The sequence below is a fragment of the Streptomyces sp. MMS24-W38 genome (genome assembly GCF_059889265.1).
In genome coordinates this window covers 5,656,084-5,681,609 of the sequence record NZ_JCBCPP010000001.1, presented here as the reverse complement: position 1 = coordinate 5,681,609, position 25,526 = coordinate 5,656,084, and the positions used below count along the sequence as shown (strand labels likewise).

General features: G+C 70.4%; 24 protein-coding genes, 7 tRNA genes and 2 pseudogenes. 13 read left to right on the top strand and 20 right to left on the bottom strand.

Annotated elements, in window-relative coordinates; translation table 11 throughout:
• Window positions 1-69 precede the first annotated feature (69 nt).
• Window positions 70-1,725, top strand: a complete 1,656-nt coding sequence (locus tag AC6F7H_RS24855) for an AbeC-like domain-containing protein (protein ID WP_500759151.1) — start codon at window positions 70-72, stop codon at window positions 1,723-1,725.
• Between the two features lie 58 nt (window positions 1,726-1,783).
• On the opposite strand, the gene AC6F7H_RS24850 is transcribed toward AC6F7H_RS24855, so the two are convergent.
• On the bottom strand, window positions 1,784-2,332 hold the full coding sequence (locus tag AC6F7H_RS24850) for an HIT family protein (protein WP_500759150.1): 549 nt from the start codon (window positions 2,330-2,332) through the stop codon (window positions 1,784-1,786).
• 151 nt (window positions 2,333-2,483) lie between these two features.
• The gene (gene thrS, locus AC6F7H_RS24845; protein WP_500759149.1) at window positions 2,484-4,460 is read right to left on the bottom strand and encodes a threonine--tRNA ligase; all 1,977 of its coding nucleotides are present in this window, start codon (window positions 4,458-4,460) and stop codon (window positions 2,484-2,486) included.
• Between the two features lie 339 nt (window positions 4,461-4,799).
• Here thrS and AC6F7H_RS24840 point away from each other — a divergent pair, with 339 nt between their 5' ends.
• Entirely contained in the window at window positions 4,800-5,525 is a 726-nt protein-coding gene (locus AC6F7H_RS24840; RefSeq protein WP_500759147.1) for a 3'-5' exonuclease, read from the top strand.
• A 78-nt stretch (window positions 5,526-5,603) separates the two neighbouring features.
• On the opposite strand, the gene AC6F7H_RS24835 is transcribed toward AC6F7H_RS24840, so the two are convergent.
• The 3 genes and pseudogenes from AC6F7H_RS24835 to AC6F7H_RS24825 all read right to left on the bottom strand — a co-directional run bounded on the left by AC6F7H_RS24835 (window position 5,604) and on the right by AC6F7H_RS24825 (window position 6,735).
• Window positions 5,604-5,675, bottom strand: a tRNA-Val gene (locus tag AC6F7H_RS24835).
• Between the two features lie 39 nt (window positions 5,676-5,714).
• Window positions 5,715-6,176, bottom strand: a complete 462-nt coding sequence (locus tag AC6F7H_RS24830) for an SRPBCC family protein (RefSeq protein ID WP_500759146.1) — start codon at window positions 6,174-6,176, stop codon at window positions 5,715-5,717.
• 40 nt (window positions 6,177-6,216) lie between these two features.
• Window positions 6,217-6,735 (bottom strand): annotated as a pseudogene (locus AC6F7H_RS24825) (RIFT barrel domain-containing protein).
• Window positions 6,736-6,847: 112 nt separating this feature from the next.
• On the opposite strand from AC6F7H_RS24825, the gene AC6F7H_RS24820 reads away from it, so the two are divergent.
• Window positions 6,848-8,005 (top strand): RNA-guided endonuclease InsQ/TnpB family protein, encoded by a 1,158-nt coding sequence (locus tag AC6F7H_RS24820; RefSeq protein WP_500759144.1) that lies wholly within the window; start codon window positions 6,848-6,850, stop codon window positions 8,003-8,005.
• A gap of 280 nt (window positions 8,006-8,285) precedes the next feature.
• On the opposite strand, the gene AC6F7H_RS24815 is transcribed toward AC6F7H_RS24820, so the two are convergent.
• From AC6F7H_RS24815 to AC6F7H_RS24790, 6 genes and pseudogenes are all read right to left on the bottom strand, one after another.
• On the bottom strand, window positions 8,286-8,885 hold the full coding sequence (locus tag AC6F7H_RS24815) for a hypothetical protein (protein WP_500762031.1): 600 nt from the start codon (window positions 8,883-8,885) through the stop codon (window positions 8,286-8,288).
• 27 nt (window positions 8,886-8,912) lie between these two features.
• Window positions 8,913-9,845 (bottom strand): carbohydrate ABC transporter permease, encoded by a 933-nt coding sequence (locus AC6F7H_RS24810; protein WP_500759143.1) that lies wholly within the window; start codon window positions 9,843-9,845, stop codon window positions 8,913-8,915.
• A pseudogene (locus AC6F7H_RS24805) lies at window positions 9,842-10,844 on the bottom strand (carbohydrate ABC transporter permease). Before AC6F7H_RS24805 ends, AC6F7H_RS24810 begins: the two are co-directional and overlap by 4 nt.
• Complete coding sequence (locus AC6F7H_RS24800; protein WP_500759142.1) at window positions 10,844-12,175, bottom strand: ABC transporter substrate-binding protein; 1,332 nt, start codon at window positions 12,173-12,175, stop codon at window positions 10,844-10,846. Before AC6F7H_RS24800 ends, AC6F7H_RS24805 begins: the two are co-directional and overlap by 1 nt.
• A 362-nt stretch (window positions 12,176-12,537) precedes the next feature.
• Window positions 12,538-12,609, bottom strand: a tRNA-Val gene (locus tag AC6F7H_RS24795).
• 78 nt (window positions 12,610-12,687) lie between these two features.
• Window positions 12,688-13,149, bottom strand: a complete 462-nt coding sequence (locus AC6F7H_RS24790; RefSeq protein ID WP_500759140.1) for a TIGR02611 family protein — start codon at window positions 13,147-13,149, stop codon at window positions 12,688-12,690.
• Window positions 13,150-13,340: 191 nt separating this feature from the next.
• Here AC6F7H_RS24790 and AC6F7H_RS24785 point away from each other — a divergent pair, with 191 nt between their 5' ends.
• A complete protein-coding gene (locus tag AC6F7H_RS24785; RefSeq protein WP_004002642.1) occupies window positions 13,341-13,754 on the top strand; it encodes an SsgA family sporulation/cell division regulator in 414 nt (137 codons plus the stop codon).
• 286 nt (window positions 13,755-14,040) lie between these two features.
• Window positions 14,041-14,601 carry a CGNR zinc finger domain-containing protein gene (locus AC6F7H_RS24780; RefSeq protein ID WP_109379496.1) on the top strand — a complete coding sequence of 187 codons (561 nt, stop codon included), beginning with the start codon at window positions 14,041-14,043 and terminating at the stop codon, window positions 14,599-14,601.
• A gap of 148 nt (window positions 14,602-14,749) precedes the next feature.
• Here the strand turns inward: AC6F7H_RS24780 and AC6F7H_RS24775 are convergent, their stop codons facing one another.
• Complete coding sequence (locus AC6F7H_RS24775) at window positions 14,750-14,902, bottom strand: hypothetical protein (RefSeq protein ID WP_181383571.1); 153 nt, start codon at window positions 14,900-14,902, stop codon at window positions 14,750-14,752.
• Window positions 14,903-15,113: 211 nt separating this feature from the next.
• Window positions 15,114-15,563 carry a hypothetical protein gene (locus tag AC6F7H_RS24770; protein WP_500759139.1) on the bottom strand — a complete coding sequence of 150 codons (450 nt, stop codon included), beginning with the start codon at window positions 15,561-15,563 and terminating at the stop codon, window positions 15,114-15,116.
• A 253-nt stretch (window positions 15,564-15,816) separates the two neighbouring features.
• Between AC6F7H_RS24770 and AC6F7H_RS24765 the strand changes: the two genes are divergently transcribed.
• Window positions 15,817-16,335 carry a DsbA family protein gene (locus tag AC6F7H_RS24765; protein WP_500759137.1) on the top strand — a complete coding sequence of 173 codons (519 nt, stop codon included), beginning with the start codon at window positions 15,817-15,819 and terminating at the stop codon, window positions 16,333-16,335.
• 60 nt (window positions 16,336-16,395) lie between these two features.
• Here AC6F7H_RS24765 and AC6F7H_RS24760 read toward each other — a convergent pair whose 3' ends face one another.
• Genes AC6F7H_RS24760 through AC6F7H_RS24750 form a run of 3 tightly spaced genes read right to left on the bottom strand, consistent with a single transcriptional unit; the run spans window position 16,396 to window position 19,161 of the window.
• Entirely contained in the window at window positions 16,396-17,238 is an 843-nt protein-coding gene (locus AC6F7H_RS24760) for a GNAT family N-acetyltransferase (protein ID WP_500759135.1), read from the bottom strand.
• Window positions 17,239-17,290: 52 nt separating this feature from the next.
• Window positions 17,291-18,112 carry an aminotransferase class IV gene (locus tag AC6F7H_RS24755; RefSeq protein ID WP_500759134.1) on the bottom strand — a complete coding sequence of 274 codons (822 nt, stop codon included), beginning with the start codon at window positions 18,110-18,112 and terminating at the stop codon, window positions 17,291-17,293.
• A 2-nt stretch (window positions 18,113-18,114) separates the two neighbouring features.
• Window positions 18,115-19,161 (bottom strand): chorismate-binding protein, encoded by a 1,047-nt coding sequence (locus tag AC6F7H_RS24750; protein WP_500759133.1) that lies wholly within the window; start codon window positions 19,159-19,161, stop codon window positions 18,115-18,117.
• A 155-nt stretch (window positions 19,162-19,316) separates the two neighbouring features.
• Between AC6F7H_RS24750 and AC6F7H_RS24745 the strand changes: the two genes are divergently transcribed.
• The 5 genes from AC6F7H_RS24745 (at window position 19,317) to AC6F7H_RS24725 (ending at window position 19,781) form a co-directional block, all read left to right on the top strand.
• Window positions 19,317-19,389 (top strand) — tRNA-Gly (locus AC6F7H_RS24745).
• A gap of 36 nt (window positions 19,390-19,425) precedes the next feature.
• Window positions 19,426-19,499, top strand: a tRNA-Cys gene (locus AC6F7H_RS24740).
• A gap of 1 nt (window position 19,500) precedes the next feature.
• Window positions 19,501-19,572: transfer RNA gene (locus AC6F7H_RS24735), tRNA-Val, on the top strand.
• A 19-nt stretch (window positions 19,573-19,591) separates the two neighbouring features.
• Window positions 19,592-19,663, top strand: a tRNA-Val gene (locus AC6F7H_RS24730).
• A 43-nt stretch (window positions 19,664-19,706) separates the two neighbouring features.
• Window positions 19,707-19,781: transfer RNA gene (locus tag AC6F7H_RS24725), tRNA-Val, on the top strand.
• A 55-nt stretch (window positions 19,782-19,836) separates the two neighbouring features.
• Here the strand turns inward: AC6F7H_RS24725 and AC6F7H_RS24720 are convergent.
• From AC6F7H_RS24720 to AC6F7H_RS24705, 4 genes are all read right to left on the bottom strand, one after another.
• Entirely contained in the window at window positions 19,837-20,121 is a 285-nt protein-coding gene (locus tag AC6F7H_RS24720) for a TFIIB-type zinc ribbon-containing protein (RefSeq protein ID WP_500759131.1), read from the bottom strand.
• A 79-nt stretch (window positions 20,122-20,200) separates the two neighbouring features.
• Window positions 20,201-21,133 carry a phosphotransferase gene (locus AC6F7H_RS24715; RefSeq protein WP_500759130.1) on the bottom strand — a complete coding sequence of 311 codons (933 nt, stop codon included), beginning with the start codon at window positions 21,131-21,133 and terminating at the stop codon, window positions 20,201-20,203.
• Between the two features lie 260 nt (window positions 21,134-21,393).
• On the bottom strand, window positions 21,394-21,603 hold the full coding sequence (locus tag AC6F7H_RS24710) for a hypothetical protein (protein ID WP_109379504.1): 210 nt from the start codon (window positions 21,601-21,603) through the stop codon (window positions 21,394-21,396).
• Between the two features lie 285 nt (window positions 21,604-21,888).
• A complete protein-coding gene (locus AC6F7H_RS24705; RefSeq protein WP_500759129.1) occupies window positions 21,889-22,119 on the bottom strand; it encodes a DUF8836 family protein in 231 nt (76 codons plus the stop codon).
• A 196-nt stretch (window positions 22,120-22,315) separates the two neighbouring features.
• On the opposite strand from AC6F7H_RS24705, the gene AC6F7H_RS24700 reads away from it, so the two are divergent.
• Together AC6F7H_RS24700 and AC6F7H_RS24695 are read left to right on the top strand one after the other, a co-directional pair.
• On the top strand, window positions 22,316-23,695 hold the full coding sequence (locus AC6F7H_RS24700; protein ID WP_500759127.1) for a serine/threonine-protein kinase: 1,380 nt from the start codon (window positions 22,316-22,318) through the stop codon (window positions 23,693-23,695).
• A 69-nt stretch (window positions 23,696-23,764) separates the two neighbouring features.
• Entirely contained in the window at window positions 23,765-25,069 is a 1,305-nt protein-coding gene (locus AC6F7H_RS24695) for an IS630 family transposase (RefSeq protein ID WP_500755205.1), read from the top strand.
• Window positions 25,070-25,526: the final 457 nt, after the last annotated feature.

The following is a 25,526-nucleotide window of genomic DNA, read 5'->3' as shown; positions in this document are numbered from 1 at the left end:
TCAACAGGTGTGCGTGGCAAGGAAGTCGGGAAGGCCGCAAGACGACAGTCGCGGCGATCGGGGGCGGGAATGACCGTTGAGGGCGGTTACGCGGATTTCTTCGGTCCGCAGGTGCCACGCACCGGCGACGAGGGGCAGACCCCGACGTTCGCTCTGGCCTCGGCGGCCTACCGGGACAACGAGGCCGAGGAGATACTCAAGGCCAACAACGAGTGGCACAAGTCGTCCGTCGACAAGCCCAGGATCGCGCTGTTCCGGCCGAACCTGGGCGAGGCGTTCTCCCGGGCGATCATCGACCGGATGCTGGGCTCCGGGCGGGCACCACTCATCCAGTCCTTCGGCGCCCACCCCCAGGTGGTGGTGGAGCACAGCCTCGCGGCGCACCGCATCCGGCGGGATCGGGACAACTGGCTGAGTGCCGTGATGGTGCTGTGCGGCCTGCTGTTCCTGCCCGGTCTGCTGGTGTGGCTGCTGGTCTTCCAGATCCGCACCACCATCGCCAGACGCGAGGACAAGCGGGCCGGCGCGCTCGCCACCACGCTCCTGGTCGCGGTGGGCGTCCTCGCGGTGATCTTCCTGCTCCGGATGCCCTTCGACGGGTTCTGGGGCTGGTACGCGCGCGCGTCGGTCGTCGCCCCGGTGGTGGGCTGGTTCTGGGCCAAGCGGATCTGCGAGCGCACGGCGCGGGACCTCAGGGAGCGCTGGAGCAGTCTGCTCTCCGGCGGCAGCGTGGGTGCCAAGGTGCCCGAAGCGGTGCCGAGCAGCCCCGGTGAGACGGCCGCAGAGCAGTTGCGTCAGTCGCTGGCCCGGCTCAGCGCCGAGCAGCAGTCCAACTCCGTGTTCTACGCCGGGCCCAAGGGGATACTGGGCATGGGCACGCGTTGGGGCAGCTGGCAGCTCGCCGAGGAGCTCATACCGATCGACCCGGACCGGGAGATCAACCCGTTCCGCAGCTGGGACGTGATCAAGGCCATCCACGACCGGCTGCGCATGCTGGAGCGCGGTCCGCTGCACACCGGCGGCTTCCCCAAGCCGTCGGTACGGCACTGGATCGTCACCCCGATCGGGGAGAACGCGGACGAGGTGTCCCGGCCCGAGGGCACCGACGTCGAGGCGTACCAGGTCAAGCAGCACGCCATACAGGAGATCTGCAACAACCAGCAGTTCGGCGCGGGCGACCGGCACTACCTGGGCGTGCAGTGGACGCTGTGGGACGGACAGCTGGTCCTCACCATGCTGATCACGGTGACGGTGCTGCACGAGACGCTGCGCATCGAGGTCACCGGGCATGCCCTGGGACCGGTGCACTCCCTGTTCACGACCAAGCCTGCGGCCAAGGAGAAGACGGTCCAGAAGTCGGTCAGGTTCTGGGAGACCCGGACGGTGAAGCTCCCCCTGGTCGACACGGACGAGGTGGTGCGCCTGGCCGCCCGGGCGCCGCTGACCTGGTATCCGCCGCTGCTGTACTGGCTGGGCGGCAAGCTCTCGCTGCCCGAGCCCTTCGGCCTGCGGCACGCCTGGGCCGACAAGCCGTGGCGGCACCGTTTCATGGCCGACGACGCGCTGCGCGCCGCCACACCGGTCCTGCGGGCGGTGCACTCGGCGGCGATCAAGGTGATGAAGGAGAACGGCGTGGACACGGAGAAGTTCGGTGCGCGCTCGGCGGGCCTGAGCGGAGCCATCCAGGAAGCGGTGCCCAAGAAGGCCGACGTGTACGACGCGTAGGTCTCCGGCGGTGCGGCCGGAGACATACGCGTCCGCCGGTACGGGCGTCAGCCGCGGATCAGTCCGTCGGCCAGGCTTCCGCGAGCATCTTGCGGGTGTCACCCAGTAGTTGCGGCAGCACCTTCGTGTGGCCGACGACCGGCATGAAATTGGTGTCGCCGCCCCAGCGGGGCACGACGTGCTGGTGCAGGTGTGCGGCGATGCCCGCGCCGGCCACGGTGCCCTGGTTCATCCCGATGTTGAAGCCGTGGGCGCCGGAGGCGCTGCGCAGGGCACTCATCGCCTGCTTGGTGAACTCGGCGAGCTCCGCCGTCTCCCCCGTCGTGAGGTCCGTGTAGTCGGCGACGTGGCGGTACGGCACCGTCATCAGGTGCCCGCCCGTGTAGGGGTACAGGTTGAGCACGGCGTAGACCAGCTCGCCGCGCTTGATGATCAGCCCGTCCTCGTCGGACTTGGCCGGGATGGAGCAGAAGGGACAGCCGTCGTCGGCACCCGGGCCGCTCGGCTTGTTCTCGCCCTGGATGTAGGCCATCCGGTGGGGCGTCCACAGACGCTGGAACGCGTCCTGCGTGCCCACTCCCAACTGCTGCTCCGGCTCACTCGTCATGCGTGCAGCATATGGCGTCGCTGTGGGGGAAGGGCAAAGGCCCCCGGGGAACACCCCCCGGGGGCCGATCCCGCATCGGCGTGGAGCACAACCGCTGTCCGCGGTTCCGGATCTCCTGCATCGGAGCACCCCCGCTCAGGCGGGGACCACGTCACACCTGAACGCGACGCTCCACCACGTCAACGAGCTTGGCGATGGCCTCGTCACGCGGAATGCCGTTCTCCTGCGAGCCGTCGCGGTAGCGGAACGACACCGTGCCCGCGTTCATGTCGTCGTCACCAACGATGATCATGAACGGGACCTTGAGCTTCTGCTGCGTACGGATCTTCTTCTGCATGCGGTCCGAGGAGGAGTCCACCTCGACCCGCAGGCCCTGCTTCTTCGCGTCGGCGGCGAACTTCTCCAGGTACTCCACGTGGGCGTCGCCCACCGGGATGCCCACCGCCTGCACCGGCGCCAGCCATGCAGGGAAGGCGCCCGCGTAGTGCTCGAGGAGCACCGCGAAGAACCGCTCGATGGAGCCGAACAGCGCGCGGTGGATCATGACCGGGCGGGTCTTGGAGCCGTCCGCGGCGGTGTACTCCAGGTCGAAGCGCTCCGGCAGGTTGAAGTCGAGCTGGATCGTCGACATCTGCCAGGTGCGGCCGATGGCATCGCGGGCCTGCACGGAGATCTTCGGTCCGTAGAAAGCGGCGCCGCCCGGGTCCGGGACCAGCGGCAGGCCCTGCTTCTCGGCCACCTGGCGGAGGGTCTCGGTGGCCTCCTCCCACGCCTCGTCCGTACCGACGAACTTCGTCTCGTCCTTGGTGGACAACTCCAGGTAGAAGTCGGTCAGGCCGTAGTCGCGCAGCAGGTTCAGGACGAAGGTGAGGGTCTTGTCGAGCTCCTCGGACATCTGCTCGCGGGTGCAGTAGATGTGCGCGTCGTCCTGGGTGAAGCCGCGGGCCCGGGTCAGGCCGTGCACGACGCCCGACTTCTCGTACCGGTACACGGTCCCGAACTCGAACAGACGCAGCGGCAGTTCACGGTACGACCGGCCGCGCGCGTCGAAGATCAGGTTGTGCATCGGGCAGTTCATGGGCTTGAGGTAGTAGTCCACGCCCTCGTCGAGCTGCATGGGCGGGTACATGCCGTCGGCGTACCAGTCCAGGTGGCCCGAGGTCTCGAAGAGCTTCCCCTTCGTCGCGTGCGGGGTGTAGACGAACTCGTAGCCCTCCTCCTCGTGCCTGCGCCGCGAGTAGTCCTCCATGACCCGGCGGATGATGCCGCCCTTGGGGTGGAAGACGGCGAGGCCGGAGCCGATCTGCTCGGGGATGGAGAACAGGTCGAGCTCGGAGCCCAGCTTGCGGTGATCGCGCTTCTCGGCCTCGGCGAGGAACTCCAGGTGCGCCTTCAGCTCGTCCTTGGTCGGCCAGGCGGTGCCGTAGATCCGCTGGAGCTGCTTGTTCTTCTCGCTGCCGCGCCAGTACGCCGAGGCGTTGCGCATGAGCTTGAACGCCGGGATGTTCCGGGTGGTCGGCAGGTGGGGACCGCGGCAAAGGTCTTTCCAGCACAGCTCGCCGGTCTTGGCGTCCAGGTTGTCGTAGATCGTCAGCTCGCCGGCGCCGACCTCGACGTCCGCGCCGTCGTCGTGCGACGCGGAACCCTTGAGACCGATCAGCTCCAGCTTGTACGGCTCGTCGGCGAGCTCCTCGCGGGCCTCGTCGTCGGTGACCACACGGCGGGAGAAGCGCTGGCCGCGCTTCTGGATCTCCTGCATGCGCTTCTCGATGGCCTTGAGGTCATCGGGGTGGAAGGGCTTGTCGACGTCGAAGTCGTAGTAGAAGCCGTCCCGGACCGGCGGGCCGATGCCCAGCTTGGCCTCGGGGAACAGTTCCTGCACGGCCTGCGCCATGACGTGCGCGGTGGAGTGGCGCAGGATGTTCAGGCCGTCCTCGGAGGAGATCTCGACACCCTCGACGGTCTCGCCGTCCTTGACCTCGTAGGCGAGGTCCTTGAGCTCACCGGCCACCCGCGCCGCGATGATCGAGCGCTCGCCTGCGAAGAGCTCGGCGGCCGTGGTGCCCGTCGTCACCACGCGCTCGTCCCGCTCGGAATCGCGTTGGATGATCACACGGACGTCTGACACCGGTCTCTCCTGACTGAAGGCTTTGGCTGCGGCGCCATACCTGAGCGCACGCACGGGTGCGATCGTACCGACCCGAACCGGTCAGGTGCGAAATCATTCCTCGCGGCCGGCCCGCTCGGCCTCGCCGGCCCGTACCGGGTGCGGTACGGGTCCTCACCGAGAGTGATCGACGCGTATCCGGTCCGGCCCCCGCGGGTACCTGTGGCCGCACGGAGCCGGGCAGCGACGGGCAGCGACGGAGCCGCCGGTGCCCGCGTACGGCGCGCACCGACCGGGTATCACCGGAGCGGGCAGCGGACTGGGCGTCAACTGCCGATGGTGCGCGAGGGGTTGGTGGGTATGAGGTGCTGGTACGAGGGGCCGCTGGCCGCCTTCGACACGGAGACGACGGGGGTGGACGTCGAAACCGACCGGATCGTGTCGGCCGCCGTCGTCGTCCAGGACTCACCGGGCACCCGGCCGCGGGTCAGCCGCTGGCTGGTCAACCCGGGGGTGCCGGTGCCGGCCGCGGCGACGGAGGAACACGGGCTGACGGACGAGCATCTGCAGCGCAACGGCCGCTGGCCGGCACCGGTGATGTACGAGGTGGCGGAGGCGTTGGCCGAGCAGGCGGGGGTGGGCCGGCCGCTGGTGGTGATGAACGCTCCGTTCGATCTCACCCTGCTGGACCGGGAGTTGCGCCGTCATCGGGCCGCGCCGCTGAGCCGCTGGTTCGAGCGGACGCCGCTGCTGGTGCTGGACCCGCAGGTCCTCGACAGGCATCTGGACCGCTACCGCAAGGGCGGCCGCACGCTCACCGACCTGTGCGCGCTCTACGGCGTCCCGTCGGAGGGCGAGCCCGGCGCGGAGGCGGGTGCGGCGGCGGCGCTGGAGGTCACCCGCGCGGTGGGCCGCCGCTTCGCGTCCCGTCTGGAGCGCCTGTCCCCCGGCGAGCTCCACACGTTGCAGGCGGTGTGGCACGCGGGCCAGGCCCGGGGCCTGACGTCCTGGTTCGCCCGTAACGGCACGGAGGAGGCGGTGGACCCGGCCTGGCCGCTGCGCCCGGACCTGCCGACGGCTGCGTGAGACCCCGGCCAGGAGCGCGTGAAAACGGGTCGAGGCACACAAAAAGCCGGTCCGCCTGAGGCGGACCGGCTTTCCCGGTGGGCGATACTGGGTTCGAACCAGTGACCTCTTCGGTGTGAACGAAGCGCTCTCCCACTGAGCTAATCGCCCGGGAACGGACTGAACAATACAGGTCCGGGCGCGCTTGGTTCAAACCGCTTGCAGGTGTGCGGCCAGGCCGCGCCGCCCGGCCCGCATCATGAGTGCGTGGTTCGCGCGGAAGACGAGCCGCCCCGGCCGGGCGAGACGGCGCAGCAGGGGTCTGCGGACGTCGACCTCCTGGGCGTAGCGGGCGAGGGCGCCGCCGGAGCCCTGGGGGGTGACGGTCCAGCGGGCCCAGCCGTCGATGTCCCCGGACAGGGCGACTTCCAGGATTCCGGCCGCGGGGTCGCGCCTCGTCTCCCGCACGGTCGCCACCAGGGAGAAGGGCAGCACGGAGCGGATCCGGAGGATCCCCGCGCCCCCGTCGGCGGTGTCGGCGAGCCGGGTGACCTCTCTCACCTGCGGCCACCAGCGGGGATAGTCCTCGACGCGTTCCAGGGCGCGGTACACGGCGGGCGCGGGCGCCGGCAGGGTCCACAGACTGCGGAAGCGGTAATGGTTCCGGTCCATGGACGGAGTGTGCCCGCCCGCACCCGCGTCGTGCGGTTCCCTACGGCATCCGGTGGCCGAGCAGGGCCAGGTTCTCGATGGCGGCGAGGCCCGTAGAGCGCGGTGTCGTTGGTGGACACCCTGGTGGCCTCACTGCCGGCCACCAGGGCGGTCGGGCCGGTCACCTTCTCGTTCTTCCAGGGGGCGGACTCCTGGTAGCCGAAGCCGGAGGCGCGTCTGCCGCCGGCGCCGATCCAGCCATAGCCCTTCCTGGTGCGCTTACGCATCGCGAAGCCGTCGGCGGAGAGCCGGGATAGGGTGCCGGCGGTCAGGGTGAGCTTGCCGGTGCCGGAACTCACGGCGTGGGCGGTCCACTTGAGGGAGCCGTCGGGCCAGTGGGCAATCGGCCAGGACTGTACGGGTACGGCGTTGCCGTCGGCGGCGGTTTCAACTCTGGGCGCGGCGGCGGTGTCGCGACTGCCGAGGGCCAACTGACCTGGGCGGCGGCGCCTGCAACGGCGGTTACCTTCAGTGGATTCTTGCGAGGAACACGGGGCCTCGGCCCCGGGAGGAATCGCATCCTCGCTCGCGGGGCAGGGCAAGTCGGCCCCAGGAGTGCCGGTTTCACTCGATGGGGTGGCCGCTGGGGAACGTGCGGTGCGGCATCGTGCGGGTGTCCACGATCGGTGATCGTGAAGCTGGTGGTGCGGGTCAAACTCCTGCCGACGCCCGAGCAGGCGGCGGCGCTGGAGGCGACCCTGCGTGCCTGCAACGAGGCCGCCACCTGGGCGGCCGAGGTCGTCTTCGCCGAGAAGGCGATGAAACCCCTGGCCCTGCGCAAGCACACCTACCAGCAGACCAAGGCACGATGGGGACTCGGGGCGCAGGCCGCCCAGCATGCGATCAAGAAGACCTGCGACGCGTACACCACGCTGCGCGCCAACCTCCGGGCGGGCACCTACGGCAGGCCGGGCTCGAAGCGGTACGAGAGGGCCTCGGGCAAGCCCGTTGCCTTCCGCGAGCGGGCGGCGCAGCCGTACGACGACCGGATGCTGTCCTGGCAGCACGAGGACCACACGGTGTCGATCTGGACGACGTCCGGGCGGATGAAGAAGGTGGCGTTCACCGGCGAGGCCGGTCAGCTGACCGTGGTGGCCGCACACCGGCAGGGCGAGTCCGACCCGCTGTGCCGGGACGGGCAGTGGTTCCTGCTGGTGACCTGCGACATCGCCGAGGCCGAACCGAACACGCACCCGGCCGGGTTCGTCGGGGTGGATCTGGGGATCGTCGACATCGCCACCACCTCCACCGGAATCCGGCACAGTGGCCGGCACCTCACCCGCCGCCGCGAGGCCGACCGGGCACTGCGCTCCAAGCTGCAGAAGAAAGGCACGAAGTCGGCGAAGCGGCGGGCGAAGAAGCACGCGGGCAGGGAAGCCAGGCGGGCCCGCGACATCAACCACAAAATCAGCAAACACCTCGTGGCGGAGGCGATGGGGGTACCTCCCGCGCCGTTCAGGCAGTGGGGGAGCACCGGTCGCGGCATCGCCCTGGAAAGTCTGGGCGGTATCCGTGAGCGGGCACGGCTGAGGAAGCCCCAGCGCGTCACGTTGCACTCCTGGTCGTTCCACCAACTCGGCTCGTTCATCGCCTACAAGGCAAAGCGCGCCGGGGTGCCGGTGGTCCACGTCGACCCGGCCCACACCAGCCGGGAATGCTCCCGCTGTCATCACATCGCCAGAGCCAACCGGCCCTCCCAGGCCGTGTTCACCTGCGGGTCGTGCGGCTTCGCCGAGCGCGCAGACCACAACGCGTCCCACAACCTCAGCCACCGCGGCTGGTACGCGTGAGTCCGCGGGGCCGAGTCACAGGCCCCCGCTCTCACCCTCACCGCCTGACGCACCGCGACACGCAAAAAAGGGGGAAGAGCTGGACGCGGCCGGAACCGTCGAAGCCATCGACGGAACCGAGCAGCAAGCCCGGGACTTCAGCCCCGGGTAGTTGACGAGGGACCTGCGGGGATGGGGACATGGCCTTCCTTTCCGTGCGGGACGCAGCGTGACGCCAGGGGTATGACAGGCAGAGACGCGGCGTCGGGACGCCGGCCCTGAGGCGAAAGACACCGCCGCGTCAACGGTGCCGGTGGCGCTCCTCCACGGCGACGGCCGCCGCCGCGACCGTGCCCAGGACGGGCAGGGCAAGCGGCGCGCTGAACCAGGCGGAGCAGACCACCACGGCCAGTCCGCCGACGATCAGGAAGGATCCGGTCGGGTCGAGCACGGTGCGGCGGCCGGCCTGCGCGAGCAGCGACCGCCAGGAGGCGCCGGGCCGCCACTCGGCCGCCGCACGCAGCCCGGCGACGACCGCCGCGATCAGGGCGAACACTCCGACGGCGGCCACGAGCGCACCACCGGGCAGCCCGGCCCGTACGGCCCGTACGTCCACCCACACCACGGCGAGGGCGGCCCATCCGGCGAGTCCGACGAGCCACCCGCCGCGCAGTGCCGACCGGAAGTCGGCCGCGAACTCCCGCAGCCCGCCGCGCTCGTGGGCGAGCCGGCGCCCGAGGTGCCGCGATCCGGCCGCGAACGCGGCGGGCCAGGTGACGAGCGGCAGCGATGCCAGCGCGATCCACACTCCGGTGAGCAGGCACTCGGCGAACAGGGCGAACCGGCCGGTGAACAGTGACTCGCCGCGTTCCCGGAGGACCTCGGCGCGCGCCTTGGCCATGATCGGTTCGGTCATGATCGGTCCACCTCAGCCCTTCAGGCCGGACGTGGCCATGCCGTCGATGAGGTAACGCTGGAAGGCCAGGAAGAAGGCCAGTACCGGCAGGAGCGCGACGAGGGACATGGCGATCATGCCACCGTAGTTCGCCAGCGCCTCCTGGTCGACGAACATCTTCAGGCCGAGGGAGACCGTGTACTTGCCGGGCTCGTTGAGGTAGATCAGCGGGCCCATGAAGTCGTTCCAGGCGTTGATGAAGGTGAAGATGGCACTGGTGATCAGCGCGGGACGGCACAGCGGGAGCACGATCGACCAGTAGATGCGCAAGTGCCCGCAGCCGTCGAGGCGCGCCGCCTCGTCGAGTTCCCTTGGCAGGTTGCGCATGAACTGCACCATCAGGAAGACGAAGAACGCCTCCGTGGCCAGGTACTTCCCCAGCAGGAGCGGGGTGTATGTGTTGATCATGTCCATGTTGCGGAAGAGCACGTACTGCGGGATGAGCAGCACGTGGTACGGCAGCAGCAGCGTGCCGATCATCAGCGTGAAGAGCAGATTGCGGCCGGCGAACCTGATCTTCGCGAAGGCGTAGGCGGTCAGCGAGCAGGACACCACGATCCCGATCACCGAACCGACCGCGAGGAAGAGCGAGTTGAAGAAGAACGTGGAGATCGGGATGTCCGCGATGCCGTCGGCGAGGCTGGTGTAGTTCGAGGTGATCGGGTCGCCCGGGAAGAGGTCCAGGCTGCCGACGACGTCCTCGCTCTTCCTGAACGACCCGCCGATGATCCAGATCACCGGGTAGAGGATCACCGCGAGGATCGCCAGCGACCCGAGGTGCCAGGCCAGTGAGCCGGGCAGTCCGCGCCGGAAGGCCGTCGCCCACGGGGACCGGGCCGGTGTGACGTCCGTGGTCGATGGGGGCGCCCCCGGATCGAGCGAAGTCGAGAGATCGGGGGAGCTCATCGGCCGCCCTCCTCGTAGTGCACCCAGCGTTTCTGGGACCAGAACAGCACCGCGGTGACCAGGGCGACCGCGACCAGCAGCATCCACGCCATGGCGGAGGCCAGGCCCATCCGGCTGTTCTCGAAGCCCTGGACGTACAGATAACAGGTGTAGACCATCGTGCCGTCCGCGGGACCGCAAGCGTTGCCTCCGGCGCCGCCGCCGACGATGTAGGCCGAGCTGAAGATCTGGAAGGAGTGGATGGTCTCCAGCAGGACGTTGAAGAAGAGCACCGGGGAGATCATCGGCAGGGTGATGTTCCAGAACTTCCGCAGCCTGCCCGCCCCGTCGACGTCGGCCGCCTCGTACAGCTCGCGCGGCACCTGCTTCAGGCCGGCCAGGAAGATGACCATGGGGGCGCCGAACTGCCAGACGGTGAGCGCCACCAGGCTGTAGATGATCAGGTCCGGGTCGCCGGTCCAGCCACCGGCGTCGATGCCGAAGAGCTTCTGCGCGCGGTCGACGATCGCGTCGTCGGAGAAGATCGCCTTCCACACGATGGCGACGGAGACGCTCGCCCCGATCAGCGACGGCGCGTAGAAGGCGGCCCGATAGAAGGCCTGCCCGCGCCGCTTCCGGGCCAGCAGCAACGCCACCCCGAGCGCGGCGATCAGCTTGATCGGCGTGCCGACGGTCACGTACCAGAGCGTGATCTGCACCGAGTGGCGCCAGCGCGGGTCGGCGAACATCTCGGAGAAGTTGTCCAGGCCGATCCATCGGGGGGCGTCGAACAGGTTGTAGTCGGTGAACGCGAAGTACAGGGAGGCGATCATCGGGCCCGCCGTCAGCAGCAGGAACCCGGCGATCCAGGGGGACATGAAGAGGTAGCCGGCCAGGTTCTCCCGGCGGCCCCGCCGCTTCAGGGCGGCGGGGCCGCCGGGACTTCACCGCACCGTGCCGCGGCTCGGGGTCCCGGGTCGGGGCCTCCGTCGCAGGGGCGTGTGTCACGGCGGTTCCCATCAGCCGGCGAGAGCCGTCTTCGACTCGGTGAAGAACTGCTTGACGGTGTCCGCCACGGAGCGCTTGCCCAGGCCCAGTTCCTCCGCGATGCGCAGGAACGCGGCCTCGCAGATGTCGGCGCCGTTCGGGTGCGGGGTGATGGGCTCCAGGACGCCCGCGTCGACGAGGGACTCCTCGTAGGCGGCGATCGCCTTGTTGACCGGGTCGGTCGGCTGGTACGCGTCGTACTGTGCCTGCGTCGCGGGCACACCGCGGTCGTATCCCATGATCTTGGCAACCTCGGGATCATGCACCATGAAGTCGATGAACCGGGCGGCCTCCTCGGGGTGCCGGGTGTGCCGGGACGCGCTCAGCATCAGGGAGCCGAGGTACTGGCCGGTCCTCTTGCCGTCCGTGGTCGGAATGGGCGCGAGACCGTACTCGCTCTTGCCCTCGGAGGTGTAGCGGACGGTGAAGTTGTCCCAGGTGAACTCGGATCCGGCGAGTTCGGCGGAGAGCGCCGCCTTGGGCTTGATCTGGGAGACCTTCCTCGGGTCGGCGAACAGGCCGGACTTGACGCCCTTCTCGGCCTTGGTCCACCACTGGGTGAGATCCGCCTCGGTGAACCCCAGACCGTCCTCGGTGAAGAACGCCTTGCCGTTCTGCCGCAGATACAGGTCGTAGAGGTACATGACCCCGTACATGCCGCTGTCCCCGGCCCGCCCGGTTCTGTCACGGACCTTCGCCATCGCCCCGTCGAAGTCGTCCCAGGTCCAGCCCTGTTCGGGTGTGACACCGGCGCGGGTGAAGACGGGCTTGTCGATGACCAGGGCCATCGAGTTCGAACCCACGGGCACGCCGAGGAGCTTGCCGTCGATCTCACCGAACCTCTCCAGGTCCGCCCGGAATCCGTCCATGGAGAGGTTGCCGGCCTCGACCTGCCCGCTGAGGTCGAGCAGAACGTTCTTCGCGTCGTATTTACGCAGGAATCCGACGGCATTCTGGAACACGTCCGGCGGATTCCCCCCGGAGGCCTGCGTGTTGAACTTCTTCCAGAAGTCGGTGTACGGCTGGAAGTCGGTCTTTATCTTGATCTTCGGGTGCTTCTTCTCGAAGAGCGCGATGGTCTTGTTGATGCGCTCGGCCCGGTCCTCGGCACCCCACCACGAGTAACGGAGCGTCACCGTCCCGCCTCCCGAGCCGCTGCCGCCACCGCAGGCGGTGGCGGTGACACCCAGGCCCGCGACGGCCAGCGAGGCGCCCGCCGCCTTGAGGACCGCCCGCCTCCCGACCCGCCCCTCAGCCCGCCTCTCCGCGTTCTCGCCGTTCGCGCCGTTCGCGCCCTGCTGCACACGAGCCTCCCCGCGACGTCGCATCCGCCTCATGAATCGTTTCAAGTAAGCGCTTGCTGGCACAAGGTACGGAGGGCCCACGAGCGCGTCAATGATTCGGACAGGAATTACCGGGCGTGGCGATCGGGCGCGGCCGGCGACGACCTCCGCTCCCTACGAGGGCGGGGGCGAAAAGACCCAGGCCTGCGCGGGCGTGACCGACGGACCGAACACCGAAGGGCCCGCCGGAACACGGGCCCGGGAAGGTCACGGTTGGATGAAAGGCTACGCAGACGACACGGACGGACGGTCGCGCCGCCCCCGTGCGCAAACGCGGTACGGCCCGGCTCACCGTCGGTGAGCCGGGCCGTACCGCGATCCGGTGGGCGATACTGGGTTCGAACCAGTGACCTCTTCGGTGTGAACGAAGCGCTCTCCCACTGAGCTAATCGCCCGGACGCAGGAAGAACATTACCCCATGTCAGCCAGTGCCCGTGACGGGCGGGGGACCGGTCGCCGCACCCCACCCCGGCTCACTGGTTCTCGATCTTCCAGGGCATCACAAGGCCGAACTTCCACAGGTAGGCCCCGGTCAACGCGGCCGCGATCACCAAGCCGATCGAGGTCAGGACGATGTTCCGGCGCCGCACCCGTGGATCGAGGGCTCGCTGCGCCGCCTCGGTGACCTTGCGCTTGGTCCACCGGAGCACCAACTGGGCCCAGACGAACTCCGTCGCCCAGATGGCCATGCCGGCGAAGATCACCACCCACCCCGGCCCGGGCAGCACCAGCATGGCGGCCCCGGCCGCCACCACCGCGAGTCCCACGATGAAGACGCCGACCTGCCAGCTCAGGTGCAGGGCGCGCCGCGCCTGGACGAACGCCGGCGCCCGCGAGCCCAGCGCGCGCCCGTCCTTCACCTGGTCCGCCCCGTCCGTTCCCGCCCGATCCGCCGTCATGGCCGCCTCGCCGGGTGAGTCACTCCCCGTGTTCATACCGCCAAACACTACCGGAGCCGATCCTGTCACCGGAACGGGCGCACCGGGCGAACGCCCTCTCGGCCGGTTGAGTTACGTATACCGATGCAAAACACCCAGAGGGGTTTACAACGGCACCGTAGGTGGCATGTCGATTTCGCCGACGTGCGAATCCCCGAGCGCACACTGAGCGAAAGGCCCTGGCGCTTATGAACACCACGGTCAGCTGCGAGCTGCACCTGCGCCTCGTTGTGTCGAGCGAGTCCTCCCTGCCTGTCCCCGCAGGCCTGCGGTACGACACGGCCGACCCCTACGCCGTGCACGCCACTTTTCATACCGGAGCCGAGGAAACCGTCGAGTGGGTGTTCGCCCGCGACCTCCTCGCCGAGGGACTTCACCGTCCCACGGGCACCGGCGACGTCCGCGTCTGGCCATCGCGCAGTCATGGTCAGGGCGTCGTCTGCATCGCCCTGAGCTCCCCGGAGGGAGAGGCCCTGCTCGAGGCCCCGGCACGGGCTCTGGAGTCCTTCCTGAAGCGCACGGACGCCGCCGTGCCTCCCGGCACGGAACACCGGCACTTCGATCTCGATCAGGAGCTCTCACACATCCTGGCGGAAAGCTAGGGAGGGCTCACCGAACCGCCCGGCGCCGTCGACTCGGGGAGACGGCGCGGGCCCTGACAGCCGTGCGACGGCACACAACGGCGCCGACGCCGCGGGGCACCGCGGGCGGCGCCGTTGTGTCGCGCCCACGTCCCGGCCGGGCGGGTGATCGGGAGCCCTGGCCGGCCTTTCCGCGTCGCGTTTCGAAGCCGTGCGCGGGCCGGACAGCGGTCGGGGGTCGCAGGAGCCACTACCATCGGCCAGCATCGGCGGGCGCCCGCCCGACCCTCAGGCCAGGGAGCGAATCGTGCTGATCACCCACGACACCCGGTGCGCGCTGGACACCGTGGTGGATCTGGTGAACACCGCACCGGAGGACGACTCGGCACCGGACGGGCTGCCGGACGTCGCGGCGCTCGAGAGCTTCGTGCACTCGCACCAGGTCAGTGAGGTCGGGGTACTCACGGAGTTCGACCTGTCGGCGGTGCGCAGGCTCCGCGGACGGTTCGCGGCGGTCTTCGCCGCTCCCGACGCCCACACCGCCGCCAAACTGATCAACGAACTGGTCGCGGCCGCGGGCACCACGCCCCGGCTCACGAACCACGACGGCTACGACTGGCATGTGCACTACTTCGCTCCCGGCGCCTCGATCACCGACCACCTGGCCGCGGACTGCGGAATGGCGCTGGCCTTCTTCGTGGTCGCCGGTGAGCGGGAGCGGCTGCGGCGCTGCGAGGCCCCGGACTGCCGGCACGCCTTCGTCGACCTTTCCCGCAACCGTTCGCGCCGCTACTGCGACAGCCGCACCTGCGGCAACCGCCTGCACGTCGCCGCATACCGCGCGCGGCGCAAGGAGGCGGCGGGCTGACCGCCGGACTCCCCGGGCCGGGAGGTAGGACAGGCCCGGGATACGGGCGGGCCTGATGGACCCGGCAGGCCCGGCGTAGGTACGGGAAGGAAATTGATGCCGTGCCGACGCGGTCCCGACGGGTGGCGCCGGGTACCGCGGGTACGGCTCACAGCCACAGCAGGTCGTGCAGGGCAGCCGTGAGCAGCAGACACCCGATCACCGCAAGGAAGATCATCAGCGGTGGCTGGGAAAGGGCGAAGAGGCATCCGCGCGGCTCTTCCTGCGGCGGCGCGGCCTCGCTCTGTGTCGTGTCCAGCATCTCTCGGCGATCATGACGCATCGGAAGCGCCCGACGCGATCACCACTCAGGTAGTGAACGCGAGTTAACCGATTCCGTGGCCTACGGCCCGAATCGCGATCGTTTACGGGCGCTCCGGGACTGACTGTGACGTTTCAGCCGTTTTCCCGGTCCGGCCCCCGTTTTCCCGGTCCGGCCCCGCGTCACACCCGTCACCTGCGGAGCGGCACCTTCATATGCCGTGCTTCTTGAGAATCGCCTCGATGTCGCTGAAGTCGTCGTCGCCCCCGGCCGCGGGCCGAGACGCCGGGCGGGAGCCCTGACCCAGTGAGGGCGCCGAGGCCTTCGGGGCCACCGCCCCGGGCTGAGCGGCCGCCTCGGCCGAGCGGCGCTCCTTGCGTCCCTTCCGCTCCTCGCGTGTGCCGCCGCGACGGCGCTCCACCGCTCGCGTGGTCATGAACAGCACCCAGGCCAGGCCCAGCAGCCCGAAGCCGGCCCAGGCCGTGGGGCTGAAGGCGGTGTCGGCCAGCCACTTGACGACGCCGGTCATCACCAGGCCGATGGGAACGAGAGAGTAGGCGGCGATGCGGGTCGCGGCGAGGAAGCGCTTACGCCACGCCGTGACCAGCGCGATGCCCAGGCCTGCCGCGGAGACGGCGGCACAGACGGTCTCGGCAATCATCCGGTCCTCCAGGCAGGGTCGGTTCGGTGGCGACGGGCACGTGACAACAAGCACTCCGTGCCCCTCCATCCTGCACCTTCCGGACCCCGTCGGGCCATGCTCCGATCGCAGATCAGGGACATCTCCGGGTCGGCTCCTCCCCAGGTGCCGGTGCGCCGTACTCCCTCGTCGGAACTCCCTCGTCGGACCCGGTACGGACGATCGTCCGAGGTCCGATTGGGTGCTGTGGGGCGGGGCTGGGAGACTGTCGGCCATGAGCGACTCCTCCTCCGACCGTGCCGCCGCCCCCGTTCTCGACGTGTGGTGCGAGCTGCAGTGCCCGGACTGCCGCAGCGCCCTCGACGATCTCCGCGCCCTGCGTGCCCGTTACGGCGACCGTCTGGAAGTGCGGCTGCGGCATTTCCCTCTGGAGAAGCACAAGCACGCCTTCGCCGCCGCGCAGGCCGTCGAGGAGGCGGTCGAGCAGGGCCAGGGCTGGGCATATGCCGAGGCCGTGCTGGGGCGGGTCGAGGAACTGGCCCGTGAGGGAGAGCCCTTCCTGGTCCAGGTCGCCCGGGAACTCGGACTGGACGCCGAGGAGTTCGACACCGCGCTGATCGACGGCCGGCACATCCTGATCGTGGACGCGGACCAGGCCGAGGGCAAGGCGATCGGGGTGACCGGCACTCCGACCTATGTCATCGGTGGCGAGCGCCTCGACGGCGGCAAGAGCCAGGAGGGCCTGCGCGAGCGCATCGAGGAGATCACGGACCGGCTGCTGGCCGAGCAGTAGGGGCGGATCGGGGCCGCCCGGCCACCACGAACCGGCTCCACCTCCCGCGCGGGGCCCCCGTCACAGCAGGTGCTTGTACATCGCGTACCGCGTCGTCCGATAACCGAGTGACGTGTAGAGCCGCTCCGCCGGGGTGTTGCCCGTGAAGACATTGAGCCCGACGGCCCGTTTCCCGGCGGCGACCGCCTGGGCCTCGGCGAGCAGCATGAGGGAACGTCCGTGCCCCTGGCCGCGGTGCGCGGCGGCGGTCTCGACGTCGAACACGTACGCACGCTCCCCCCGCACCGCGAGCCACAGTGTGCCCACGGGTGTGTCCCGGTGTTCGAGGACGCTGAGGAGCATGCCCTCGGTCCTGGGTCCGTCGGGCAGCAGGGCGGCATGGTCCTCGGCCGCCTCGGCCCGCGCCTCGGCCTCCGGCACGCCGCGCTCGATCAGGTTCCGCGCGTGGTCCGCCTCGCTCTTGGCGGACCACGGGCCGTACTCGGCGTCGGTCATCGGCCGTGCGCGGCTGCCCTCCGGCAGGGCGGGCGGGGCGTCGCCCAGCGCCTTCTCCATGGCGTAGTTGCGTACGACGTAGCCGAGCGCCGTGGCGAGGCGGAAGGCGGCGTCAGCGCCGGGGTCAGCGCCGGGGTCAGCGGGGACGCTCGCCTCGATGCGGCGGCAGCCCCAGCTCCGCGCGATCTCCTCGGCGGCGAGCGCGGCCACCGTGCCCCGGCCGCGTCTGCGGTCCGGCTCCTCTATCCGCAGGCTCATGATGCGGGCCACGGCGTCACCCGAGACGGGCTCGGTGCCAAGTCGTACGCGTCCGACGGGACGGCTGTTCACGCACACCTGGTAGCGGCGGGAACGCGTGCCGTCAGGATTCTGCTGGAGCGGCTCGGTCGGCCGCAGGGTCGTGGTCATCACCGGGGTTCTACCCACTGCGGCCCGTCGGGTCAGCCGAATTTCCGCGCGCTCACGGATCGAGGTCGGCCGTGGCGTGCTCGTCGAAGATCCGCATGGCCTTGGCGGTCACCGGGCCCGGCGCGCCCGGCAGTTCACGGTCGTCGACACGGTGCACGGCCTGCACGTCCCGCAGGGTGGAGGTGAGGAAGATCTCGTCGGCCCGCTGGAGGACGTCCATCGGCAGATCGGTCTCGGCTGCGCCGGTCCACTCGACGGTCAGCGCCCGGGTGATGCCCGCGAGGCAGCCGGAGGCGACCGGCGGGGTGTGGATCTCGCCGTCCAGGACGACGAAGACGTTCGAGCCCGTGCCTTCGCAGAGCCGGCCGACCGTGTTGCCGAACAGCGCCTCGGAGGCACCCTGTTCACGGGCACGGGCGAGGGCGACCACGTTCTCGGCGTAGGAGGTGGTCTTCAGGCCGGTGAGCGCGCCGCGTTCGTTGCGGGTCCAGGGGACGGTGATCACGGCGGTGGAGTCGGGACGGCGGGTGGTGTCGCCCAGGGCGACGAGGAGTGTCGGGCCGTGTTCGCCGCGGTCGGAGCCGAGGGGGCCGTGGCCGCCGGTGTAGGTGATGCGCAGCCGGCCGAGCGGCATCGGGTTGGCCTCGAGGACGGCCGTGCAGGCGTGGCGGACCTCGTCGGCGTCGGGTTCGGGCAGGCCGAGGCCGCGGGCCGAGCGGGCCAGCCGGTCCAGGTGCCGGGTCAGCGCGAACGGCCTGCCGTTCACCGCCTTCACCGTCTCGAAGATGCCGTCGCCCACGGTCAGTCCGTGGTCGAAGACGGAAACGCGGGCGGACTCGATGTCCTGCAGCCCGCCGTCGAGCCAGATCTTCACCTCTAGGTCCCTTCACTCACCTCGTGCCCGCCCGACGCTACCGCGAGCAGCCGGGACGCCTTCAGTTCGGTCTCCCGCCACTCCCTCTCCGGGTCCGAGCCCCAGGTGATGCCGGCACCGGTGCCGAACCGGAGCACGGCGGCGCCGTCCGCCCGCCGGTCGATCCAGAAGGTACGGATGCCCACCGCCAGCCCGGCGGTGCCCCGGTCGGCGTCGACCCAGCCGATGCCGCCGCAGTACGGACCGCGGGGCGCCCGTTCCAGGGCGCCGATGATCCGCAGGGCGCTCGACTTGGGCGCGCCGGTGACGGAGCCGGGCGGGAAAGCGGCGGCGAACAGGTCGGGCCAGCCGGCCCCGGGCCGCAGTTCGCCCCGCACCGTGGACACGAGGTGCACCAGCCCCGGATGCTTCTCGACGACGCACAGGTCGGGCACCGTGACGCTGCCGGTGGCGCAGACCTGCCCGAGGTCGTTGCGGACGAGGTCCACGATCATCACGTTCTCGGCGTGGTCCTTGTCCAGGAGGTCGGCCTCGGTGCGCCCGGTGCCCTTGATCGGCCCGGACTCGACGGTCCGCCCCGCGCGGCTCAGGAAGAGCTCGGGTGACGCGGTGGCGATCTCCACGCCGTGTCCGGGCAGGCGGATCGTTCCCGCGTACGGGGCCGGGTTGCCGCGTGCCAGCAGGGCGGTGAGGGCGTCCACGTCGGCGTCGGCCGGGACGGGGGCGGAAAGCACCCGGCAGAGGTTGGCCTGGTACACCTCGCCGGCGGCTATGTGCTCGCGGATGCGCCGGACGCCGGCCACGTACGCCTCGTGGTCGAGGGAGGACGTCCAGTCGCCGACGGCGGGCCCCCGCCAGCCGCCGGGCACCGGCGCGGGCACCGGCTGCTCGCGGACGTCCCGGAAGCGTGCGCAGGTCAGACGGCCCTCGAAGTCCGCGCAGACGGCCCAGAAGCCACGGGAATCCAGTGCCGCGGGATCGTCGGTGACGTCGAGGAGTCCGGTGGCCACGCGGCTGCCGAAACGGGCGAGGGGCGGGAGATCGAGCACGTCGTCGAGTCTATGGCGGGGGACGCCGAGGTGACCTGGCCGTGTCCGTGGGCGGGCGCAGCGCAGCACGCTGCACAAACGGGTTTTTGTACTGGCCCCGGAATCCGCTAGAGTTCACCACGTCGCCGGGACGCGGAAGCGGACCGGATCGACAGGCGGACGTAGCTCAGTTGGTAGAGCGCAACCTTGCCAAGGTTGAGGTCGCGAGTTCGAACCTCGTCGTCCGCTCGAAGGAACGGGGGCCTCCCGGGCCCCCACACTCCTGGTGGAGTGGCCGAGAGGCGAGGCAACGGCCTGCAAAGCCGTCTACACGGGTTCAAATCCCGTCTCCACCTCCACGGACGATTAGCTCAGCGGGAGAGCGCTTCCCTGACACGGAAGAGGTCACTGGTTCAATCCCAGTATCGTCCACTGGATCTTCGGATCCTCCGCGCGATTAGCTCAGCGGGAGAGCGCTTCCCTGACACGGAAGAGGTCACTGGTTCAATCCCAGTATCGCGCACGCACCGTCCGTGATCCGCTCCTCGGAGCGATCGTGGTCCCGAGGACGATTAGCTCAGCGGGAGAGCGCTTCCCTGACACGGAAGAGGTCACTGGTTCAATCCCAGTATCGTCCACCACCTCGGAACCCCCGGCCGTTCAACGGCCGGGGGTTCCGTCGTCCCCGGGGTGCGATCAGGACGAGAACAGCATGCGGCCGAAGCCCTTGTTCCGGTGGTGGCCGTAGTGGTGACCGCCGTGCGGGGCGCCCCAAGCGGGCTGCGGCGCCGCCGGGTACGCCTGCGGGGCGGCGGGCGGCGCGGGCGGCGGCGCGGACTGGGACCACTGGGACTCCAGCCGGGTCAGCGACTCGAGTTCGCCGTAGTCGAGAAAGATGCCTCGGCAGCCGCTGCACTGCTCGATCTGGACACCGCTGCGGTTGTAGGTGTGCATCGGCGCACGACACTTCGGACACTGCATGTTCGGTCAACTCCTCGCCGGTCGGCCCTGCTTCGTGTTTCGCCGGGACAGACTCTGTCCGGCTGCGGTCGGTTGCACCCTACTTCGTCGACTTGTGCGTCAACTGGCCCGGGATCGCGGCCATTCGCCGGCAGGCGTCGACCACGGCACGGTCCAGCTCGTCCAGGTCCCGCCCCTCCGCCACGGCCTTGGCGACCGTTCGCGCGGCGGTCTGCACGGTGAGGGCGCGGGCCGGGACGTCCAGGACGGCCCAGGGGTCGTCCCGCGGGCCGAACGCGGTTCCGCCCGCGGCCCGGTAGGCATCGAGGAACCGTGTCCACTCCTCCCCCGGCAGCAGCCCGCAGGCGAACCAGGCCGCGGGGCGTGCGAGGTCCCAGGCCGGGGGGCCCGCGCCCAGATCGTCGATGTCTATCAGCCGCCAGGGCCCCGCGGGCAGGCGTACCAGCTGGCCCAGGTGGAGATCGCCGTGACACAGGGCGGCCGGCTGCGGCATGGGAGCCTCGGCGCGCGCCCAGGCGGGCAGGGCCGCCCAGGCCCGCAGCACGGGAGCCACGGCCGGGTGATCGCCGACGGCGCGGAGCCCGGCGACGGCCCGGGCCGCCTTGAGGGGGCCGCGCATGTCCGGCGCCGACTCGGGCACGGGTGCGCGGTGCAGCAGGGCGAGCAGGGTACCGACGGCCTCCCAGGGGGCGGCGTCGGGATCGTCCGGGTCGACCGGGCTGCCGTACGGCCAGAAGGTCACGAGGCGTCCGTGCAGGTCGACCGGTGCCGGTCCGAGCGAGGGCAGGAACACGTCCGGGAGCCCGGCGGAAATGGTGAGGCGCCGGGCCAGCTCACCGGCGTCGGCGTCCGGGGCATGGGCCTTCGCGACGGTGTCCGCGTGCCGGACGACGGTGCCGTCCGGGCGGTCGGCCAGGGTGCCGGTCGCCCCGCAGGGGCAGGTGGGGGTACGGGTGTGGGCGATGCCTTCGGCCCGGGCGGTGAGTTCGGGAAGGAGGGTGGTGGCTGTCACGGGACTCCCTGGGTGCGGCCTGGGGAGAGGGTATGCGGGGGTGTGGCCGGCGTTGGCCCCGGTCGCGCGAGGGGGGGAAGCAGAGACACGACTCACCGCAGTGACCAGGCAGCTGTACGCGCCAGCTCAGGAGCAAGAAAGTGCCGGCGCAGCTCCCCAGCTGCGCCGGCATTTGTGCCGTCCGCCGCACCCCCGTCCCCACGGGGTTTCATGGGTGGATGTCCCCGCCCGGACCGCTCTTCCGGGCCTGGGGTCGCCGCTCAGCGCCCCAGCATCTCGCCCACGGACGACGCTTGTGTGGCCACCGTCTCCCACCCGTCGAAGACGAGGAGGAGCAGGACCGCCAGGGGGAGGGCCATGAGCGTCGCCACCACGGGGTGGCGACGGCCCTCGCGGCGCGGGCGGAACGCGGCGGTGCCCGCCTGCTGTACCCGCGTGCGGACGAGTGTCCGCGGTGCCGTGTGGGCCATGACCCCTCTCCTGACCGTTTCTGTTGTCATGCTGCTTCAGGTGCCTTTGTGCGCCTTGGCAGCGGCGGGCGTCCGACCTCGGGGGACGAGTACCGCACCCGCCGCTCGATCTCAAATCTAGGGGCCCGGCGCCGCCCGGACGTCATGCCCTCGTACCGATTACCGGGCCTCCCGGAGGATGAGCCATGCCCTGCGGTGTACTCCCCTGGGTGGAGACGGACTCCTCCGTGTCAGGGACATCCCCGAGGGGGCGGCAGCTCCGGGGCGCCCCGCCCGTCCCCTCGCCTACTCGGAATCGTCCGCCCTCGGCACCGGCTGCTCGACCAGCGCGAGCACGCGGCTCGCCATGAAACGGGCGGTCCGCACCACCGAGCCCGTACGCGTGACTTCACTCACTTCCACCACGCCCCGGCGCACCGCTGTCTCCACTCTGCGGCCCGCCCTGCTCGCCACCACCTCGTACGTCCGCGTCGTGTCCCCCGCGTCCACGACTATCTCCACACGATCACCCTTCACTTGATCAATCCCCCTTCGGCGTCAAGTGGTTGGGATCATGCTCGGGCGCGGGCCCGGCCTGCTCGCGCCTTCCCCGACCACTCTTCAAGTTTCCCACCCATCACTGACAATCCGTCGTCGCGAGAGGGCGCGGCCTCTGCGCACGGGAGCCCGGGGAAACGTAAGCTGAGGCACGTCACAGGACCGGGCAGCGGGGATGAACATGGCGATGATGCGCCTGAGGCGCGAGGACCCGCGCGTCGTCGGCTCTTTCAGACTTCACCGACGGCTCGGTGCGGGCGGGATGGGCGTCGTCTACCTGGGCTCCGACAAGAAGGGGCAGCGGGTGGCGCTGAAGGTCATCCGTCCCGATCTGGCGGAGGACCAGGAGTTCCGTTCGCGGTTCGCCCGCGAGGTCTCCGCCGCGCGTCGGATCCGCGGCGGGTGCACGGCCCGCCTGGTGGCCGCCGACCTGGACGCGGACCGGCCGTGGTTCGCCACGCAGTACGTGCCCGGCCCGTCGCTGCACGACCGGGTCGCCGACGAGGGGCCGCTCGGCGCGGCCGAGGTCGCCGCGGTCGGCGCGGCCCTGTCGGAGGGGCTGGTCGCCGTGCACGAGGCCGGGGTGGTGCACCGGGACCTGAAGCCGTCCAACATCCTGCTGTCCCCGAAGGGGCCGCGGATCATCGACTTCGGCATCGCCTGGGCCACCGGCGCCTCGACGCTCACCCACGTCGGTACGGCGGTCGGCTCCCCCGGCTTCCTCGCCCCGGAACAGGTGCGCGGCGCGGCCGTCACCCCGGCCACGGACGTGTTCTCGCTGGGTGCCACGCTCGCGTACGCGTCGATGGGCGACTCGCCCTTCGGGCACGGCAGTTCCGAGGTGATGCTGTACCGCGTCGTGCACGAGGAGGCTCATCTGCACGATGTCCCGGACGCGTTGGCGCCGCTCGTCCACGCCTGTCTGGCGAAGGACCCCGAGGAACGGCCCAGCACCATCCAGTTGTCGCTGCGGCTCAAGGAGATCGCCGCGCGGGAGGGCCAGGGATTCGCCGACGCACGTCCGCCCGCACCCCGCGGCGCGGAGCCGGAGCGGATGACCGGGCGGCAGTCCGGCACCTATCCGGACCGCGTGCAGCGTCGGGCCCCGGGCCAGCAGGGCACGCCCGGGGGCCGGGCCACTCCCCCGCCGTCCGGGGCGTCCGCCGGACGCGGTGCCGCTCCGGCCGGGAGCGGACCGTCGCCGCGGCGCGGCGACCGGCGGGTGCCCGCGGCGCGCGGGAGCGGCCCGTCACGCGGTGGCGCCTCGCGCGGTGGTACGCCGTCCCGGTCCGGCCCGCGCTCCACGTCGGGGTCGCGGAACCCGACCCGGTCGGGCACCGGCTCCCGTCGTCCCGGACCCCGGACGGCGGGTGGCGGGCTGCGGCCGGCCAATCCGCGGCTGCTCCGGCAGCGGCTGTTCGTGTTCGTCGTGGTGACGCTGGTCGTCGCGGTCGGCATCGCCCTGGTGCAGGGTTGCCAGGGCCCGGCCCACGGACTCGGCGACGACGGCAACAACGGCGTGCGGACCCAGCAGGGGCAGGGGTGGAGCGGCTAGTGTGCTGCGCCGCAAATCACGCGGGTAAGTTGCTACCCTTTTCGCGTGTCGCATCCGGGTCCTTCTGCAGTGTCGATCACGTTGTCCGAGGACGAGCGTGCCGAGTTGGTGCGCCGCGCCGGGGCGCGGGACCGGAGAGCCGCCGAGCGGGCCCGGATCATTCTGGCGTGCGCCGACGGGATGTCGAATGCTGCCGTGGGGCGGCTCGTTGACGTTCAGGCCAAAACGGTGGGCAAGTGGCGCCGGAAGTTCGCGGCCGAGGGGCTGGCCGGGCTGCAGGACGCGGGCCGGATCGGCCGGCCGAAGGCGGAGCTGGTCCTGAGCGAGGCCGAGCGGGACCAGCTGGTGCGCTGGGCGAGGCGGGCGAAGACCGTGCAGTACCTGGCACTGCGCGCGAAGATCGTGCTGCGGTGCGCCGAGGGCGGGACGAACCGGCAGGCCGCGGCCGATCTCGGTATCGACGCGTCGACCGTGGACCGCTGGCGGGCGAGGTTCATCGCCGAACGCCTCGACGGCCTGCACGACGAACCCCGGCCGGGCCGGCCGCCGTCGATCCTGCTCGACCAGGTCGAAGAAGTGATCGTGGCGACCCTGGAGTCCACCCCGGGCCAGGACACGCACTGGTCGCGGGCGGCGATGGCGAAGCGCACCGGCCTGTCGAAGTCGACCATCGGGCGGATCTGGAAGAGGTTCGACCTCAAGCCGCATCTGCAGGACTCCTTCAAGCTGTCCACCGACCCGCAGTTCGTCGACAAGGTCGTGGACGTGGTCGGGCTCTACCACAACCCGCCCGAACGGGCGGTGGTCCTCTGCGTCGATGAGAAGAGCCAGATCCAGGCGCTGGACCGCTCGCAGCCGGTGCTGCCGATGATGCCGGGCATGCCCGAACGCCGCACCCACGACTACCTGCGGCACGGCATCACCAGCCTGTTCGCCGCGTTCAACATCGCCGACGGCACCGTCATCGGCGAGCTCCACCGCCGTCACCGGGCCGTCGAGTTCAAGAAGTTCCTGGCCACGATAGACAAGGCGGTACCGCGTGAACTCGATGTGCACCTGGTGTGCGACAACTACGCCACCCACAACACCTCCGAGATCAAGGCGTGGCTGGGCAAGCACCCGCGCTTCCACGTCCACTTCACCCCGACCGGCTCCTCCTGGATCAACCAGGTCGAGCGCTGGTTCGGTCTGCTGACCGACAAGCTCATCCGGCGCGGCGTACACACCTCCGTCAAAGCCCTCGAGGACGACATCAAGGCGTGGATCGACACCTGGAACGAGAACCCGCGACCCTTCACCTGGGTCAAGACCGCCGACGAGATCCTGAAATCTCTCGCCGACTACCTCACCAAAATCAACCCGCCAAACAGGTAGCAACTTACCCGCGTGATTTGCGGCGCAGCACACTAGTGCCTCGACAGACGGCTTTTGCCCGTCGAGGAGCGGCGTCATGGGGGTCCCCCCTGTTCATGGGGGTCCCCCCTGTTCGAGCGGAGCCGAGAACTCGGGGGAGGGGCCGAGAACTCGGGGGCGCGTGCCGGGCGTCACGACGGGGCGAACGCCGCCTGCCGAGGCACTGGGAACCGACGGTGCGGGGCAGCCCGTGTCCGAGCGGTATGTGTCGAGGACGGGCCGGGACGGCTGACCCGGCAGGGTCGCGGACCCGTGCCCGCCGACTCCCCCGCCTTCGGATCGCTCTACGGCTCGTGCTTCGGTACCGTTCCTGAAGGCTGAGCAGAAGTGAGCCCACTCAGCCGCACGCCCCGAACGGTCTTGGGCGCACCGGTCCCCGGCGTACCCGGCCCCGAGTCGGCGACACGCATCCGGTGCG

What these genes read in the sequence shown, in the direction of transcription:
- AC6F7H_RS24855 (WP_500759151.1), top strand. Translation starts at nt 70, where the DNA reads ATGACCGTTGAGGGCGGTTACGCGGATTTCTTCGGTCCGCAGGTGCCA.
- AC6F7H_RS24850 (WP_500759150.1), bottom strand. Translation starts at nt 2,332, where the DNA reads ATGACGAGTGAGCCGGAGCAGCAGTTGGGAGTGGGCACGCAGGACGCG.
- AC6F7H_RS24840 (WP_500759147.1), top strand. Translation starts at nt 4,800, where the DNA reads ATGAGGTGCTGGTACGAGGGGCCGCTGGCCGCCTTCGACACGGAGACG.
- AC6F7H_RS24830 (WP_500759146.1), bottom strand. Translation starts at nt 6,176, where the DNA reads ATGGACCGGAACCATTACCGCTTCCGCAGTCTGTGGACCCTGCCGGCG.
- AC6F7H_RS24815 (WP_500762031.1), bottom strand. Translation starts at nt 8,885, where the DNA reads ATGGCCAAGGCGCGCGCCGAGGTCCTCCGGGAACGCGGCGAGTCACTG.
- AC6F7H_RS24810 (WP_500759143.1), bottom strand. Translation starts at nt 9,845, where the DNA reads ATGAGCTCCCCCGATCTCTCGACTTCGCTCGATCCGGGGGCGCCCCCA.
- AC6F7H_RS24790 (WP_500759140.1), bottom strand. Translation starts at nt 13,149, where the DNA reads ATGAACACGGGGAGTGACTCACCCGGCGAGGCGGCCATGACGGCGGAT.
- AC6F7H_RS24785 (WP_004002642.1), top strand. Translation starts at nt 13,341, where the DNA reads ATGAACACCACGGTCAGCTGCGAGCTGCACCTGCGCCTCGTTGTGTCG.
- AC6F7H_RS24775 (WP_181383571.1), bottom strand. Translation starts at nt 14,902, where the DNA reads ATGCTGGACACGACACAGAGCGAGGCCGCGCCGCCGCAGGAAGAGCCG.
- AC6F7H_RS24770 (WP_500759139.1), bottom strand. Translation starts at nt 15,563, where the DNA reads ATGATTGCCGAGACCGTCTGTGCCGCCGTCTCCGCGGCAGGCCTGGGC.
- AC6F7H_RS24765 (WP_500759137.1), top strand. Translation starts at nt 15,817, where the DNA reads ATGAGCGACTCCTCCTCCGACCGTGCCGCCGCCCCCGTTCTCGACGTG.
- AC6F7H_RS24760 (WP_500759135.1), bottom strand. Translation starts at nt 17,238, where the DNA reads ATGACCACGACCCTGCGGCCGACCGAGCCGCTCCAGCAGAATCCTGAC.
- AC6F7H_RS24720 (WP_500759131.1), bottom strand. Translation starts at nt 20,121, where the DNA reads ATGCAGTGTCCGAAGTGTCGTGCGCCGATGCACACCTACAACCGCAGC.
- AC6F7H_RS24710 (WP_109379504.1), bottom strand. Translation starts at nt 21,603, where the DNA reads ATGGCCCACACGGCACCGCGGACACTCGTCCGCACGCGGGTACAGCAG.
- AC6F7H_RS24700 (WP_500759127.1), top strand. Translation starts at nt 22,316, where the DNA reads ATGAACATGGCGATGATGCGCCTGAGGCGCGAGGACCCGCGCGTCGTC.